Source organism: Bombella favorum, from assembly GCF_014048475.1.
GTDB classification, from domain to species: domain Bacteria; phylum Pseudomonadota; class Alphaproteobacteria; order Acetobacterales; family Acetobacteraceae; genus Bombella; species Bombella favorum.
Genome location: NZ_NWUS01000001.1, coordinates 476,829 through 492,892 on the forward strand (window position 1 = coordinate 476,829; position 16,064 = coordinate 492,892).

The 16,064-nt window shown below is 55.2% G+C and carries 13 protein-coding genes; 1 reads left to right on the forward strand and 12 read right to left on the reverse strand.

The genetic code is table 11. The annotated features are described in order from the left end of the window. Positions 1-1,233 (reverse strand): cystathionine beta-lyase, encoded by a 1,233-nt coding sequence (gene metC / locus CPA57_RS02255; RefSeq protein WP_182081771.1) that lies wholly within the window; start codon positions 1,231-1,233, stop codon positions 1-3. Between the two features lie 526 nt (positions 1,234-1,759). On the opposite strand from metC, the gene CPA57_RS02260 reads away from it, so the two are divergent. After that, positions 1,760-2,431, forward strand: a complete 672-nt coding sequence (locus CPA57_RS02260) for an endonuclease/exonuclease/phosphatase family protein (RefSeq protein WP_182081137.1) — start codon at positions 1,760-1,762, stop codon at positions 2,429-2,431. On the opposite strand, the gene CPA57_RS02265 is transcribed toward CPA57_RS02260, so the two are convergent. From CPA57_RS02265 to CPA57_RS02315, 11 genes are all read right to left on the reverse strand, one after another. Next, positions 2,428-3,849 (reverse strand): phospholipase D-like domain-containing protein, encoded by a 1,422-nt coding sequence (locus CPA57_RS02265; protein ID WP_182081139.1) that lies wholly within the window; start codon positions 3,847-3,849, stop codon positions 2,428-2,430. The two genes, CPA57_RS02260 and CPA57_RS02265, sit on opposite strands and share 4 nt — an antisense overlap. An 87-nt stretch (positions 3,850-3,936) precedes the next feature. Then, positions 3,937-6,147 carry a DNA topoisomerase IV subunit A gene (gene parC / locus CPA57_RS02270; RefSeq protein ID WP_182081772.1) on the reverse strand — a complete coding sequence of 737 codons (2,211 nt, stop codon included), beginning with the start codon at positions 6,145-6,147 and terminating at the stop codon, positions 3,937-3,939. 40 nt (positions 6,148-6,187) lie between these two features. Beyond that, entirely contained in the window at positions 6,188-6,958 is a 771-nt protein-coding gene (gene recO / locus CPA57_RS02275; RefSeq protein WP_182081141.1) for a DNA repair protein RecO, read from the reverse strand. A 78-nt stretch (positions 6,959-7,036) separates the two neighbouring features. Then, positions 7,037-7,948 carry a translation elongation factor Ts gene (gene tsf, locus CPA57_RS02280; protein ID WP_077395349.1) on the reverse strand — a complete coding sequence of 304 codons (912 nt, stop codon included), beginning with the start codon at positions 7,946-7,948 and terminating at the stop codon, positions 7,037-7,039. Positions 7,949-8,098: 150 nt separating this feature from the next. Then, the gene (gene rpsB / locus CPA57_RS02285; protein WP_077395348.1) at positions 8,099-8,866 is read right to left on the reverse strand and encodes a 30S ribosomal protein S2; all 768 of its coding nucleotides are present in this window, start codon (positions 8,864-8,866) and stop codon (positions 8,099-8,101) included. A 175-nt stretch (positions 8,867-9,041) separates the two neighbouring features. Continuing rightward, entirely contained in the window at positions 9,042-9,680 is a 639-nt protein-coding gene (locus CPA57_RS02290; protein ID WP_182081143.1) for a phosphorylase family protein, read from the reverse strand. Further along, the gene (gene shc, locus CPA57_RS02295; RefSeq protein WP_182081773.1) at positions 9,680-11,653 is read right to left on the reverse strand and encodes a squalene--hopene cyclase; all 1,974 of its coding nucleotides are present in this window, start codon (positions 11,651-11,653) and stop codon (positions 9,680-9,682) included. The genes CPA57_RS02290 and shc overlap by 1 nt, the downstream gene beginning before the upstream one ends. Before the next feature lie 56 nt (positions 11,654-11,709). Next, positions 11,710-13,014, reverse strand: coding sequence for a hydroxysqualene dehydroxylase HpnE (gene hpnE, locus CPA57_RS02300; protein ID WP_182081144.1), 1,305 nt, complete (start codon positions 13,012-13,014; stop codon positions 11,710-11,712). Beyond that, the gene (gene hpnD / locus CPA57_RS02305; protein WP_182081146.1) at positions 13,011-13,895 is read right to left on the reverse strand and encodes a presqualene diphosphate synthase HpnD; all 885 of its coding nucleotides are present in this window, start codon (positions 13,893-13,895) and stop codon (positions 13,011-13,013) included. Before hpnD ends, hpnE begins: the two co-directional genes overlap by 4 nt. Positions 13,896-14,014: 119 nt before the next feature. Next, a complete protein-coding gene (gene hpnC / locus CPA57_RS02310; RefSeq protein ID WP_182081774.1) occupies positions 14,015-14,878 on the reverse strand; it encodes a squalene synthase HpnC in 864 nt (287 codons plus the stop codon). 23 nt (positions 14,879-14,901) lie between these two features. Continuing rightward, the gene (locus CPA57_RS02315) at positions 14,902-16,056 is read right to left on the reverse strand and encodes a glycosyltransferase (protein WP_182081148.1); all 1,155 of its coding nucleotides are present in this window, start codon (positions 16,054-16,056) and stop codon (positions 14,902-14,904) included. Positions 16,057-16,064 lie beyond the last annotated feature (8 nt).

Below are 16,064 nucleotides of genomic sequence, written 5' to 3' on the forward strand. Positions count from 1 at the left end.
TCAGCGTTTCAGCCCATCCAACCCACGGGTTAGATCAGCCTTCAGGTCCGCTACGTTCTCCAACCCAACCTGAATACGGAAGGCCGCCCCCTTGGGCAGGCCATCCTTATGATGGCGTGTCAAACCACCAGATGTAGGCAGAACGAGACTTTCATACCCGCCCCAACTGGCCCCAATGCTGAACAGGTGCAGCCCATCAAGCATAGCAATCATCGCTTCCTGCGTAATTCCTACATCTAACTCCACACCAAAAAGGCCACTGGCATCGGTGAAATCACGCTTCCATATTTCATGGCCTGGACAACCGGGCAGAGCTGGATGCCGCACATGGGCTACTTCTGGCCTGCTTTCCAACCACAAGGCCAGCTCATAAGCAGAACGGGCCTGCTGAGAGAGACGGACCGCCATCGTCTTCAACCCCCGCAGGGTTAGCCAGCAGTCGTCTGGGGCACCACACGCCCCTAGCTCAATCGCCGTACGCCGTAAGGCCTGCCAGTGTTCCTGCCGCTGAACCGTAATCGAGCCCAGAATAACATCTGCATGACCGCTGGGATATTTTGTCAGGGCCTGAATGGACACATCCACCCCAGACGTAAAAGGCTGAAAGGCCCCAATCCCCCATGTATTATCTAACAGCACCCGTGCCCCTGCTCCATGAGCCAGCCTCGCAATCATGGGAATGTCCTGAACCTCAAATGTGTGGCTTCCCGGACTCTCCGCAAAGATCACAGCTGTATTGGGCCGAATGTGCGCCCGCAACGTAGCTTCATCAGCACGAGGCGGGTAGAAGCTCGTCTCCACCCCAAAACGGGCCAGTGTACCAAGTGCGAAACGCCGGGTTGGACCATAGACCGAATCAGGTAAAAGCAGATGGTCGCCCCCTTTAAGAAAAGCCAGAAGGGCAACTGTACAGGCCGCCAAACCGGAATTGACAACCTGCGTATGGCTTCCCCCTTCCAAGGCCGCAATCACTTGCTCCAGTCTATGCTGAACGGGATTACCCATAGCCCCATAGACGAGCTGATGCTCGTAAGCATGCCCGCCCTGTGCTCCCATATCCTCAACGGTTGGGAACACGACCGTTGAGCCACGCTCAACCGGCATGTTGACAAAACTGCCCCGTTTATCCGGCTGCTGCCGGCCTGCATGTGTTAGAAAAGTTGCGAATTTCTGCCATCCTGCACCAACGACAGGCCCTACTGCTGCCTCTTTATCCTTATTACCTTTGTGCATATGTTTCATACCCGTCACTCCTACTGCATTACATTAACCATACTGACTAAAAATAACGATATGTAGATATTTGCTTAGGATATTCAAAAACTTCCATCCAGCACATTAAGTGTCTATCGCTGGATAGGGAAAACTTGAGAGGAATTTCCAATCAAATAAATTTCTAACAAGAACAGAGCGATTCACCATTCTCATTTAGCGAGACTCTAACATCTTTCTCCTCAACCCAGAGGCATTTATAGTCTTATTGTGCAAGAGTACGCCACATATACAGCGAATGATATTAATATTTATAATTAATTTTAATAACAAAAATAGGATTATTTTAAAAATGATATTTATATCCTCCCATATTAATTCCAAAAATACCTCACATTTATGTATATAATTAAGGACTATACATCCTTAATCTCCATCTCACTCTCAACCACGATATGCTTTTGCATCGGGATTCTATATAATAGAATCCTTCTCTCGACCCGTACTGACAGGTCCCATCTCTGTTTCTCATCAGGTTCTTCCAATAATGTCGGCCCCGCTATCATCATCTCCTCTTCCTCATAGTCTCCGGCTTGTAAGCTGGAACCTCTTCCATGAGGATGGCGCTACGCTGGAAGATATCCGTCTTCTCATGCGGGTTACAAAACCTGATATTCTGCTCATGCAAGAATGTCGCCTGTTTACCAACCGGCTTCCCGAACTTGTGGGGGGGCATTTCAGCCGGTTAGCATCAGAAGGACGTGTCCATGGCACCGCCTGTTGGAGCCGCCATCCGTTTCTGTCACCACCACGACTGCAGATGCTCCCCCCGGGGTTAGCTGCACATCGTTCCGCTCAGATTCTGGAATTTGATACAGGGTTCGGGCCGTTCAGTCTCGCCAACGTCCACCTATCCCACGGCCCTATCCTCAACCGCCGCCAACTGCGTCTCATCCGGCAAACCCTATCGGATCGAGCCATCATTATTGGAGACTTCAATCAGGTTGGCCCTGCTATGCTACGGGGCTTCGAGGATGTCGGCCCACGGGAGCAGACCCACCGTATGTTGGATAAAGTCCCCCTTCGGCTGGACCGCTGTCTTGTCCGTGGTTTCTCGCTGCTGGACAGACGAGTCTATCCCCGTTTCGGCTCCGATCACCGCCCCATTGCTGTTACTTTGCAACCGGAACTATCGGACAACGCCTCCCTTTCCGTTTAAAGATAAGGCAGGAAAAGACAGTAGACCGCATTCCGCAGTCGAACCGGCAATGACCATGAATCAATCTCCTCTAGCGTCAACTGCTGATTGCAATGGCTAAGGATGAATTCTTCCAAATGTTCTGTTGTCTCTGCATCATGCAGGGTCATGTTACATTCAAAATTGAGACGCAAGGAACGCCTATCTAGGTTAGCACTCCCTACAAAGCTCCAGACCTGATCCACCGTCATAAGCTTAGAGTGATTGAAAGGCGGCTCCCCCAGCCAGACACGACATCCCGCCTGCACGAGTTCTTTCAGGCAAGCATTACGGGCATAATCTGTCACCGGATGGTTGCTATGCTGCGGCACAACAATATCCACCCTCACCCCCCGCAACGCTGCCAATCCGAGTTCTGTTGCGAAGCGATTATCTGGAATGAAATAGGGCGTCATGAAGCAGACATGACTACGAGCCAGAATGACCGCTTGAAGAATAGTATATTCAATCTTCTCTACGTCCATATCTGGCCCTGAGGTCACAACACGGGCCGGGATGGTTCCCCCCGCCACAGGTGCCGGAAAATAACGCTCTCCCTCCAATGTCTCCCCTGTCGTGAAAGCCCAATCCCGCACGAAGACCTCAGAAAGCTGCTGGACCACCGGGCCTTCTAACCGAAAATGTGTATCCGCCACCGGGATGCGTCGCCCTCTGGGTCGATTAAGTAGATTTTCCGCCCCGATATTCAACCCACCCATGAAGCCTATTCGACCATCAACAACCAATATCTTGCGATGATCCCGCAAATTGATAAATGGCATCCGCCACGGCCAGAGAGAATGCATGAAACGGGCACAGGGTATGTTCTCACGCTTCAGCCTCTGGATGATCGGGCTATAGAGATAGCCACTCCCGATACCATCCACCAGCACGCGGACCTCAACCCCACGCTGCCGGGCCTCTACCAGAGCCGCCACAAACTGCTTGCCGATCTCATCATGTCGAAAAATATAAGAGCACAGCAGAATGGACCGCTCCGCCTGAGCAATGGCCTCCAGCATCTTTGGGTAAGCACGGTCGCCATCATGCAGACAATCCACACTGTTCCCCTTGAGCAGGGGCAGGCCTGTCAGCTCATCCAGCATCTTAACCAGAGGTGCCATGAAACTATCCGAAGCATCATGAGACCATGTCGCCAAAAAGGTGGTCTCCTCCGGGCTGACATCCTCCCGCAGCTTCTGCGCCCGACGATGGACACGATTGATCCCCAAGCAAAGATAAAGCAGCGACCCAAAATAGGGCATGACCCAACAAAAGCCGATCCAGCCCGCAGCGGCGGCCGTATCCCGTTTCGTCAGCAGGATATGGGCTGTGACAAGAAGGGAAAGACCGACATGCAGCGTTCCCAACAGGAACGTCTGCCAAACAAGTGCCTCCATCTCCCCTCCTTCTCATACGACCATACCAGACAGCCCACCACACCCTACCCACTGGGAAGGAAGGTAGGCCGCCCATAAGCATCCACCTTATTTACGCAACATCCATTGTGGAGCTACCCGCCCGACTGCACCACGCCGCCCTTCCAGCTGGGCCAGATCATCAGGAGAACGGGATCGCTGCCCCTCCCGCCAGATGAGGCCATCTTCCAAGCGGAAAAGGCGTATCTGGCTAATCGTTACACCCTCTCCCAACTTCTGGAGACTAACGCCACCACCCTTGGCTACCTCAGCAACTTGTTCCAACGGGAAGATAAGGGCCCGCTTAGCCGTTGTCAGACAGAGAACATGTGTCCCCTCCGCAGGTAGGACAAGCTGCACCTGCGCCCCATTACGCAGATTAAAGACCTGTCGCCCTGTCCGCTTTTCAGCCGCAAGGTTCCCAGCGGCAACCTGCATCCCCCGACCATCTGTGCTGGCCAGAAAATACCGTGCGTTATCATCACCAAAGGCAAAGAAAGCCACGACCTGATCATCCTGCGCCAGATCAGCCAATGTCCGCACGGGCTGACCAAAACCACGCCCACGGGGGAGGTCCGCTGCCTTTAATGTGAAAGCCCGGCCCCCAGCGGCCATCAGGCAAAGACGGTCGGTACTCTGACATTCCACATGATAGGCCAGACCATCCCCTTCCTTGAAGCGGTGGTTCTCCACATCATGCCCATGCCCCTTAACGGCACGGATCCAACCTTCCTGCGAGAGCAGGACTGTCACTGGTTCACGTTCTACCGCCAGAGCGGCAGACGTATCAATGCTGGCCGGTGCCTCACCCATGATCGTACGCCGCTGCCCATACGGGCCACCTTCGAACAGAGCCTGCATCTTCTGAAGGTCTTTGCCGATCCGGGTCCAGCGTCGCTTTTCGGACCCCAAAAGAGCTTCGAGTGATGCCTGCTCCTTGCCCAGTCCGTCCCACTCCTTGCGGATTTCCATTTCTTCCAGCCGCCGCAGGGAGCGCAGACGCATGTTCAGCACATAATCCGCCTGAAGCTCACTCAAGGAGAATGCCTTCATCAGGGCAGGTTTCGGTTCATCCTCTTCCCGGATGATACGAATAACCTCATCGAGATTCAGATAGACCTTCAGAAAGCCTTCCAGAATCTCCAATCTTTTCAGAACGGCATCCAAACGGTGCTGCGTACGGCGGACCAAAACGTCATGTACATGCTCCAACCATGCCCTCAATGCGTCCTTGAGAGACAACACACCGGGGATTTTCCCCTGGGTGAGCACATTCATGTTCAGGCTGAAGCGGCTCTCCAGCATAGTGTGCTTAAAGAGCGTCTCCATGAGCACTTCCGGCTCGCAGCTACGGGTTCTAGGTTCCAGAACCAACCGAATATCCGTTGTACTTTCATCACGCACATCAGCCAGAAGAGGCAGCTTCTTCTCCTCCATCTTTTTGGCGATGTCTTCGATCAGCTTGCCCTTCTGCACCTGATACGGAATTTCCGAAACGATGATAGTCCAACTGCCGTTACGGCCTTTCTCGACCGCCCAACGTGCCCGGATACGAAAACTGCCCCGCCCCGTCTCATAAGCCTGAACGAGCGTCTGCCGATCTTCCACCAGCAGCCCACCTGTGGGAAAATCAGGCCCCGGCACAACATCCAGAAGCTCTTCCGTACTGCATTCCGGCTTCTCAATCAGTAGACGGGCAGCCTGATAAAGTTCGGCGGCATTATGGGGTGGGATACTGGTCGCCATACCTACAGCGATACCAGCAGCCCCATTAGCTAAAAGATTAGGGAATAGTCCCGGCAGGACAACCGGTTCCTGATCCTCGTTGTCGTAGGTCGGGCGGAAATCAACCGCATCATCGCTGATGCCTTCCAGCATGATGCGGGCCGTGTCTGTCATGCGGCTTTCGGTGTACCGCATGGCAGCCGCACCATCACCATCAATCGACCCGAAATTGCCCTGCCCTTCCACCAGCGGATAGCGCACGGCAAAATCCTGCGCTAAGCGCACCAATGCATCATAAACGGACGCATCACCATGGGGATGGAACTTACCGATAACATCACCCACCACACGGGCACATTTCTTGAAACCGGAACTCGGGTCCAGCTTCAGTTGTTGCATGGCATAGAGTAAACGACGATGTACTGGTTTAAGGCCATCCCGCACATCCGGCAGAGACCGTGACGTGATGGTGGACATAGCATAGGCCAAATAACGCTCACTAAGCGCCTCAGCCAGCCGTGTATCTTCAATATGCCCGGCGAGATCGCCCGTCATAAGGTCTCCTGATTCATAATCGCCTGTTAGTGGGGACAGGTTAGACACGCTCTTCCTCCTCCTGTCCAGAGGGCCGCTCTTCCGCTAGCCGATACAGTGTCGTCATCAGGCGATCCCGGGCAGAGGGCAGCGGGCGATGACAGGCAGCAAAAACAGCCCGTTGCAGAAAATGACCACTCAGCCGTGCCCCAGCGAGCCAATCAGCTGGAGTGCCTTCTTCATCATCATTCAAAAGGCACGAAGGCAGAGGCAACAGGCGGTCTTTCCACTCTCCAGCCCCCGCCTCGCTAACAGCACGCCCCGTTCGAGGTGATACATAAACCAGCCCTTCCCGCACCCCTGTAACAGCACATTGATCCAGCGTGAGGCCATAACCCAGCTGTTCCAGAAGGAGCAGTTCCCAACGCAAATAAAGGGCAACCGGTGGCTGAGATGCAGAAACACTCACCACCCCCATGAAGTGAGCCAAAGATGCAAATAACACCTCTTGTGGCTCTCGCTCTGCCAGGGCCTCACTGCACAGGCTACAAGCACTGCCCAACAAGGACAAAGCCAAGGGGTGATCCAACAGAAAAGAAGCCGTAGGCCGTACCAGCTCCGCCGTCATATAACCTAACTGCTCCGGCAGGCGGGCTTTCCAACGGGCCATGATCAAGCTGCCCTCCTGCCAGAGAGCCGACTGTCGGCGGGACTGCCCTCCCCGGACCAGCGCATGATAAACGCCTCGCTGCCTTGTCAGCACACGGACTAGCAGGCTGCTTTCTCCATGAGGAGAGAGACGCAGGATGATGGCTGGTTCTTCCCACTCCATGACGATACCCTCAAAATAGAAAAAGGGCCTCCGTCATCATGACGAAGACCCTTCCTCTAGCAATAAACCGTTAATGGCTTATTTCTTCTGGCCAGAAGCCGCAGCCACTTCAGCAGCGAAGTCCGTCTCAGCCTTCTCGATGCCTTCACCCAGCTTGTAGCGGACGAAGCCAACCAGCTTAGCACCGGCCTTCTTAACAACTTCCTTCACGCGGCTCTCACCGTCATGCACCCAGACCTGTTCCAGCAGAACTACTTCTTCGTAGAACTTGCGGATGCGGCCTTCCACCATCTTCTCGATGATAGCTTCCGGCTTACCAGAGCTACGAGCCTGGTCTTCCAGCACCTTACGCTCGTGAGCAACAGAAGCGGCATCCACGCTGTCCACATCCAGAGCTGTCGGGCTGGTAGCGGCAACATGCATACCAATCTGACGGCCCAGTGTCAGCAGAGCCTCGCTCTCGGACGGAGCCTCAATAGCGGCCAGAACACCGATGCGGCCAACGCCCGGACGCAGAGCACCATGAACGTAGCTGGCCACAACACCAGACGGCACGCTCAGCACGTCAACACGACGCAGGCTCATATTCTCACCGATGGTGGCGACCAGATGGGTCAGCTCATCAGCAACGGTACGGCCAGACGGCATCTTAGCAGCCTTAACAGCCTCCAGATCACCACCGACCTGCAGAGCTACCTTAGCGATGTCTTCCACAGCCTGCTGGAAGGCCTCGTTACGAGCCACGAAGTCGGTCTCGGCATTAACCTCGACCATGGCAGCTTTCTTGCCATCAACGGCAACGCCCACCAGACCTTCAGCAGCCACACGGCCAGACTTCTTAGCAGCCTGAGACAGACCCTTCTTACGCAGCCAGTCGATAGCAGCCTGCATGTCGCCGTTAGCTTCTGTCAGGGCCTTTTTACAATCCATCATGCCTGCGCTTGTTGCATCACGCAGCTCACGCACCATTGCAGCGGTAACTTCTGCCATTCTCTATCATCCCCGATAAAACACCCATGCAGCCGGGAAATAATCCACGGCTGCATGAGCTTCATGTCACATATCCATCATCCGGCTCGACTTCACGAAAAAGCAGGCCGGATTTTCTGGCATGGCCACAAGGGCCATAGCTGGAGAGACTTATTCAGCCTTCTCTGCCACAACGGTTTCTTCAACCGGCAGCTCAGCCGCAGCGCCGATGTCCTGACCGGAGGCTGCCAGTTCAGCAGAAATACCATCCAGCACAGCGCCAGACACCAGATCACAGTAAGTAGCGATGGCACGAATAGCATCATCATTACCCGGGATCGGGAATGTAACACCCTTCGGGTCGGAGTTGCTGTCCAGCACGGCAATCACGGGGATGCCCAGCTTGTTGGCTTCTTCAACAGCCAGCTTTTCCTTGTTTGTGTCGATAACAAACAGCAGGTCCGGCAGGCCGCCCATGTCCTTGATCCCACCGAGGGAGCGTTCCAGCTTCTCACGGTCACGGGTGATGTCGAGGACTTCCTTCTTGGTCAGACCAGTTGTGTCGCCAGCCAGCATTTCATCAATGCCACGCAGACGCTTGATGGAGCCTGTGATGGTCTTCCAGTTGGTCAGCATACCACCGAGCCAACGATGGTTCACATAGTACTGGCCGCAACGCTGAGCAGCATCAGCAACCAGATCAGCAGCAGAGCGCTTCGTACCAACAAACAGCACGCGACCACCGGAGGCCACGGTGTCACGCACCTGCTTCAGGGCGCGATCCAGCAGCGGAACAGTCTGCTGAAGGTCAATGATATGAACCTGGTTACGAACACCGAACAGGTACGGTGCCATTGCCGGATTCCAGCGACGTGTGTGATGGCCGAAGTGAACACCAGCTTCCAGCAGCTGACGCATCGTGAACTGTGGCATTGCCATAGTCTAAAACTCTCTTTCTCTGGTTTATCCTCCGCATGGCAACGCCCCTTAAAATACGGGACACCAGGCAATCCGGGCCATGCGTGCGAAATATACTCTCCGCCCCATGTGGGGCTGAAAAATACCGCCTCTATCTAGAATAAGCTGAAACGAAACGCAAGTATCTCCCTGCCCTTCATCCCTGTGCGACTGGGAGGCCACGCAGAAACTGCGCCATAGCCTTATGGGCACGGGCGGCATCACGCCCAAGCCCTATCAAGGCGCCGACCTGAAACGGATGCCGCAGGATAGACCCAAGCAAAGCCGGGACATGCACCTGCCCTTCCTTAAGCCCTTCCACGGCGGCAGGCGGCAGGTCCCTCCCTGCCTCATCACAGATCACGCGCAACACAGCAAAAGGCAAGCCAGAACGGGCCACAAGACCGCTTTCCATATCCACGGCATGACATCCCGTCCGGGAAAAAAGAGCCGCTTTTTCTGTAGCCGTTCCAATCATAACCGGACTATGCAGGATGCCCTCACGCACTGCGGCCTGTGCCGCACCAAAACGGGCACTCAGTGCTGGATCAGCCCTGTAATTTTCACCATCAACCTGCACATACTCGGCTACCTGCACACTTCCCGGTGGCAGGGCTGCATCCAATGCCCCAGAGCAGCCAAAGGACAGAAGTTCCGTCACGCCTGCCTCACGAAGGGATAGCAAGGCACGCCGTGCACCAACTTCACAAGCATGACTCAGCGCAATTTTTGCCTCGGGGAAAAATTGCCTTGCTAGCCGTGCTTCCTGTTTCAGCCCTACCAGAATACCTAACATCAGAAGCCGAACTCTACCTGCCCTGAGTTACTACTGGACAGGTTACGATACCGGGACAGTGCCATGAGCGGGAAAAACTGCTTGTACCCATGATAACGCAGATAGAAGACTTTGGGGAAGCCAACAGCATTATACGGTGCCTCGTGCCATTCGCCCTGCTCATCCTGTGCCTGCATGAGGTAAGCCATACCACGACGGACCGCCTCACTATCGTGACGACCAACCGCCATCAACCCCAGCGTGGCCCAGGCCGTCTGGGTTGGTAAGCTCTCCTTATAGACACCCTGCGGTGCTCCCTCGTAACTGGCGCAGTCTTCACCCCAGCCACCATCATCATTCTGCACACTTTCCAGCCAAGCGACAGCCCGCTTCACCATCGGATCATCATGGCTGACACCAGCGATATTCAGCGCACAAAGCACAGACCATGTACCGTAAATATAGTTCGTGCCCCAACGTCCGAACCAGCTGCCCGACTTCTCCTGCTCGGCACGGATATAATCCAGCCCTTTGCGGATCACCCCCATATCCTCCGGATGACCCAACTGAGACAGGAAAGAAATGCAGCGTGCGGAAACATCCACCGTTGGCGGATCCAGCAGGGCACCGTGATCAGAGAACGGAATGTGGTTCAGCACCTCAAGATTGTTATCAATATCAAAGGCACCCCAGCCGCCATTGCTGCTTTGCATCCCGATAATCCATTCCCGGGCACGCTCAATAGCTGTACGATTTTTCTCTGGATCAATCCGGTGCAGTAGCATGCCGACAACAGCGGTATCATCAACATCCGGGTAGTAATCATTCTCGTACTGAAAGGCCCATCCACCCGGACGCAGGTCCGGCGCATTGATGGCCCAGTCGCCTTTAACATTCAAAATCTGACGATCCCGAAGCCACGCTGCTGCCTTCTCCAAAGCTGCCTTTGTCTCGGCTGGCATCACGCCCTTAGCTCCTGTCGAAGCCTCCAACATGGCAAGACCTGACAGACCCGTATCCCAGACAGGCGACACACAAGGCTGGCAGTAAGCCTCATGTTCCTTCACCACCAGTAGTCCTTGCATGGCCTCCCATGCCTGAACAACCCGTGGATCATCATCCGGCACGCCAAGCGTGCGATACATCATGATGACATTGGCCATGGAGGGGTAGATAGCCCCCAGCCCACCACCGCTCAGTCGTTTTTCGATAAAATCAACCGTAACACGGATGGCTTTCTCATGAACGGAATGGGGAATGAGCGGAACGAGTGGCCGTATGACTTTATCCAGACCGGAAAAAACCCGCCCCCAGACCGAACGATACGGACCACGGATCCAATCCTTGATAGTCGCTGGCGGCTCTCTGAACAGCTCCTGCACGCGCACTCCACGAGGATTCAGGGCAAGAGGTTTATACGCAGCCAGAATGAGGAGCGGTGCAATAACAGTCCGGGACCAATAGGACATATTCCAGACAGAAAAGAAGGCTTTGCGAGGCAGCAGCATCAGCTCCACCGGCATAACAGGCACGGCAGACCACGGCACCTCCCCGAACAGAGCCAACTGAATACGGGTAAAGACATTGCTCCTCTCCGCCCCGCCATGATGAAGAATGGCGGCCCGGGCCTTGCGCATGTGCGGTGCTTCCGGGTCGTCCCCTATCATCTTCAGGGCGAAATAGGCTTTCACGCTGGCAGAAAGGTCGAACCGACCATCCGTATAAAGTGGCCACCCACCATGTTCACCCTGCGTCCGGCGCAGATAGACACCGATCTTCTGCTCCAGCTCCACATCGCTACAATCAAGGAAATGGCGCAGCAGGACATATTCCGATGGAATGGTTGCATCGGCCTCCAGCTCAAAGACCCAATGACCGTCACTCTTCTGACGCTTTCCCAGAGCGGCATGAGATGCTTTGACAGCCTGCTCCACCACGGTGGCATCGATGTTATGACGGAACAACGTCTCGTTCACTGAACTCTCCTCCAACATCCTCGCACAGCAGGTCTTATGCCTGTCCAGCATGTGCGGAGACCATAAACCAGTTTTCAGGCGTGCGCCGCTCCAGCAGAAGCCGTGCGAAAACCAAGCGCTCCCACCGCTACCACTCCGGACTGGATAGCACCTTCAATTGTGGAAGGCAGGCCAGTATCCGTCCAGTCTCCAGCGAGAGCAAGATTGGCATAGGCGGTTTTTGCCCCAGGACGCTTTTTATCCTGTTCCGGTGTAGCTGCAAAGGTTGCTCGCTTTTCCCGGATCAACCGGGCAACGGGCATCACTTCAGGCAAGGGAACTTCGACGAGTGGGTCCAGCGTCCGGCGCAGCTCTGCCCAGATATGCGTCAACATATCCTCCTGCCCCCAATCAGCATAACGATTGGCTGCACTGACTGTGACAGACAGAACCTCATCATGCAGGAAAACCCACTCTGCCACGCCACCGACAAGCCCGATAAAGCCAGCCTGCTTCAAGGCACCACGGGGTTTCAGGGGCTGTGCCAAGCGGTAATGAGCATTGGCGATACTCTCAAACTCATCCGGCCCCTCTAGACCCGGCAGAAGCCCGGCAGCCACTGGCGAAGGAACAGCCAAAATTACTGAATCCTCCGCACCCAGTGTCACGGGGCCGTTGGATGTCTCCAGTGCCGTCACACGTCCCGTTCCCTCATCAATCTGAAGAGCAGACACACGTGTGCTTGTCAGGACCTCTGCATGGAAACGCTCTAGATAGCGAAGAGCCGGTGCGACGAAACTTTCCGATAGCCCTCTAGCTGCCATCCACGGGCAACAGGCATTACCACCTTTAGCCAGCGTCCGCCGCACAATATTCCCCAAAAGACGGGCACTACCTCTTTTCACATCCGTATTCAGCCCGGAAACAGCCAACGGTTCCAACAGGCGGCGAGCGAGCTGCCCCGGCAGAAGGCAGTCCGCCACGCAGGCTTGCTCATCAGCCTTCATTAGACGGAACAAGGCCCTTACATCCCCAAGACGCATGCCCGGAACACGGCTACCTCGCTGCAAAAGCCAAAACGGAATACGCCCCGGGGAGAGCCGCAACGTCCATGCCAGATCCTCTTGCAGATCATACCACGGAAAAACGGGTACCCCCGGTCCTTTCAGCGTATCCCGTGCGCCTAGATGGTCGAGGTAACGAAATGTGGCAGGATTAGCGGAAAGAAGCAGGTGGTTGCCATTATCAATGACCGTGTCCAACGCCTTGTCATGAAAGGAACGGGCCCGCCCACCGCAGGCGGGTCCGGCCTCATACACAGTCACCTGCGCCTGCGGAGCAAGCTCCACAGCGGCGGAGAGGCCCGCAAGCCCACCGCCAATGATATGCACATGGCTCACAATGTCACCCCGGCCGCTGCCAGTGCCATCGTCAATGCCTTGCGGATAGAACAGACACGCAGCGGAGCCTCCGGATTGCGCCAGCCACGGCGGCAAAGTGCAGCCAGTGTAACCTTGTAAGAGGCAGCCATGATTCGAGCAGGGCGTACTGTCGCTGCCGGGCACTGCTTCATCAACGCTGCAGCCCTACGGAAATGATCTTTTGCTCGCCCTGCGAGAATACGGCACAACCCATCCAGCCCGATAGCGTAAAGAGCTTCGGCAGGGTCAGTAGGCACGCTGTATCGACGCAGAAGCTCAGCAGGCAGATAAAGCCGCCCACGGGCTGCATCTTCAGCAATATCACGCAGAATATTTGTCAACTGAAGGGCACGCCCCAGATGATAAGCGATCTTATCCCCATACTCTTCTGGCGTTCCAAAAATACGTACGGACAGCCTCCCAACAGCCGAGGCAGCACGGTCGCAATAGAGGTCCAGCGTCGCCTCATCCGGGGCTACAATCGGTTCGCCACAATCCATCTGCATCCCATCAATGATGGCGATGAAATCTTCCTGCTTCAGGTCGAACTGCTTGATGGCCTCTAGCAGGACACGTTCTAATGCCGCGTCTGCCTGCCCCTCATAAAGAGCTGCAATGCGCCCCTTCCACTCCTCCAAGGCCGCTGCGGGATCATCGTGCGGAATATCACCATCGGCAATATCATCCACGACACGGCAGAAGGCATAGACGGCAAACATACCATCCCGGCGCATGGGAGGAAGAATCTTCATCCCCCGCCCGAACGACGTGCCGGAACGGGTCACGATCTCCTCCACCTCTCTCAGGTCAGACGGGGCGCATGACAGACCTTGAGGCGTGTTGTGACGAGCAGAGACCATAACCTTCCTCATATTCCTTCAATGGCCGCAGCCAAAACCGTAAGCACAGGCCGCATCAACGGCCTGCCCTCTTCTAGCGACAAAGTCTGCTGCGGCAAAGAGCCCGCATGAAACCTGTCTCAGCGCATATACCGCATGGCATAGCCCAATGCCTGGAGACCATCCAATTTAGTCAGTGCTACCCGCTCGGCTATCGGGTCCTGCCGATGCAGACGCTCTGTCAGACGGCGACAGAGTGCGACAATCACAGCGGCCTCCAACCGCATGCGACGATCCTTCACCAGAGCAGGAAGGCGGGCAGCCTCCTCATTCAAGGCATCAACATGGGTAAGCATACGATCGAACACACGCCGCACACCCGGCTTACTCCGGGCCAAAATGAGGTCCTTCAGCCGAACATTCTCAGCCGCTAGCCATGGGAGAGGTATGTAGCAGCGGTTCAACGTCTTCAGATCGCTGCTGACATCCTGCATATGATTGACAATCTGAAGTGCCGTACACAGTGCATCCGATGGACCGAATGTCTCCTCCCCTTCGCCATGCAGCATCAACAGGAAACGCCCTACCGGATTAGCAGAATACTGGCAGTAATGTAGAAGCTCCGACCAGTGCTCGTACCGTGTTTTCTCTGCATCCATGATGAAGGCCGTTAGCAGATCGCCCCCTAATGTCAGCGGCAGCCCTCGTTCCTGAAGCACCGCCCGAAGGATAACGGCACTCCATGCGTCAGCCCGTCCAGCAGGCGGCTTCCGCTCACCATACAGCACCTCGCGCAACGCCTTTAGGCGATCCACCTTCTGCGCAGGGGACAGGCGCGTATTATCCACCATATCATCCGCCACACGGGCAAACCTGTAATAGGCATGAACGGCAGGACGGTGTTTAGCTGAGATTAGAAAAGACCCGACCGGGAAATTTTCATCCTTCATACCCTTGCTAGAGGAAACATCCTGCTTCCCCCAGAGATGAGCATCATCCTGCATAGTTGGCCCACCAGACTGTGACATCATGATTCTGCTCCTTCATACGACCGCCCACGCCAGCTGACGCCTTTGCCCCGATAATAATTCACTGCGGAACCAACAGTTGCCATCATATAAAAAACAGCCACTAGAGGCAGTGAAAGGACACGCCACCATGACAACCTGAACCAGCGCAGGGTCGGGACGAACGTAATGCAGCTAAGAGCATATGCACAGCCACCTACGATACGGTTTTTCCCCCGGCCGAACAAAAGAAGGCGAGCTGGCAGAAGCCATATCAGAACCATTCCGACCAAGGCTTTCAGAAGGTTCCAAGGCGAAAAATCAAGCTGAACATAAGCGTTGCGGGCAATCATATGCCATATTTCACTCACGCTCTGATAAGTGCGGATAGACCATGCCTGCTCACTGCAGCCAAGATAAAGCCGCCCCCCAGCACGCTTGACATAAGCACCCAACGTGCAGTCATCAATCAAGGCACCTTTGAGAGACTGTATCCCTCCAATTTTCTCCAGCATATTGCGGCGGATCAGCACCGTTCCACCAGCTGCCCCAGCGGTCGAAGAACGAGGATCGGCAACCTTCCGGAAGGGGTATAGCATCGCAAAAAAATACACAAAGGCTGGGACTAAAGCCTTTTCCCAGAAGCTGGCGCAATTCAGCATCACCATTTCGGAGACCATATCGAGTTTTTCGTGCTGTGCTCGCTCCACCAGAGTGGAGACATGGTCTTCCTGATGGATAATATCAGCATCAGTCAGCAGGACATAGCCATCCCGAGGAAGCTGCCGCAAGGCCTCTTCCTGCCCTTGCTTGACAGCCCACAGCTTACCGCTCCACCCTTCTGGGTGAGGCTTCCCCGCAAGAACGGTCAACCGTCCTGTCGGGTCCGGCAGGCGTCGAGCAATGTCCCCGGTCCCATCGGTGCTTTCATCATCCACAAGAATGACGTGATAAGCTCCCTGATAATCCTGCTCCAACAAGGACGATAGACAGGCCGTAACAGAGGCCGCTTCATCCCGGGCAGGCACGATCACGGTAACGGCTGGCAGAACATTCTTCCGACTACCTGTCTTCGTCCCCCTTTTCAGCCAGGGGCCTCCAACCCAGAACAAACCATGAAAAAAAGTCAGCCCCAACCAAGCCAACAGAGAAAACAACGCCGTTACAAAAGTCATTACCGTGT

What these genes read in the sequence shown, in the direction of transcription:
- metC (WP_182081771.1), bottom strand. Translation starts at nt 1,233, where the DNA reads ATGCACAAAGGTAATAAGGATAAAGAGGCAGCAGTAGGGCCTGTCGTT.
- CPA57_RS02260 (WP_182081137.1), top strand. Translation starts at nt 1,760, where the DNA reads ATGTCGGCCCCGCTATCATCATCTCCTCTTCCTCATAGTCTCCGGCTT.
- CPA57_RS02265 (WP_182081139.1), bottom strand. Translation starts at nt 3,849, where the DNA reads ATGGAGGCACTTGTTTGGCAGACGTTCCTGTTGGGAACGCTGCATGTC.
- parC (WP_182081772.1), bottom strand. Translation starts at nt 6,147, where the DNA reads ATGACGGGCGATCTCGCCGGGCATATTGAAGATACACGGCTGGCTGAG.
- recO (WP_182081141.1), bottom strand. Translation starts at nt 6,958, where the DNA reads ATGGAGTGGGAAGAACCAGCCATCATCCTGCGTCTCTCTCCTCATGGA.
- tsf (WP_077395349.1), bottom strand. Translation starts at nt 7,948, where the DNA reads ATGGCAGAAGTTACCGCTGCAATGGTGCGTGAGCTGCGTGATGCAACA.
- rpsB (WP_077395348.1), bottom strand. Translation starts at nt 8,866, where the DNA reads ATGGCAATGCCACAGTTCACGATGCGTCAGCTGCTGGAAGCTGGTGTT.
- CPA57_RS02290 (WP_182081143.1), bottom strand. Translation starts at nt 9,680, where the DNA reads ATGTTAGGTATTCTGGTAGGGCTGAAACAGGAAGCACGGCTAGCAAGG.
- shc (WP_182081773.1), bottom strand. Translation starts at nt 11,653, where the DNA reads ATGTTGGAGGAGAGTTCAGTGAACGAGACGTTGTTCCGTCATAACATC.
- hpnD (WP_182081146.1), bottom strand. Translation starts at nt 13,895, where the DNA reads ATGGTCTCTGCTCGTCACAACACGCCTCAAGGTCTGTCATGCGCCCCG.
- hpnC (WP_182081774.1), bottom strand. Translation starts at nt 14,878, where the DNA reads ATGCAGGATGATGCTCATCTCTGGGGGAAGCAGGATGTTTCCTCTAGC.
- CPA57_RS02315 (WP_182081148.1), bottom strand. Translation starts at nt 16,056, where the DNA reads ATGACTTTTGTAACGGCGTTGTTTTCTCTGTTGGCTTGGTTGGGGCTG.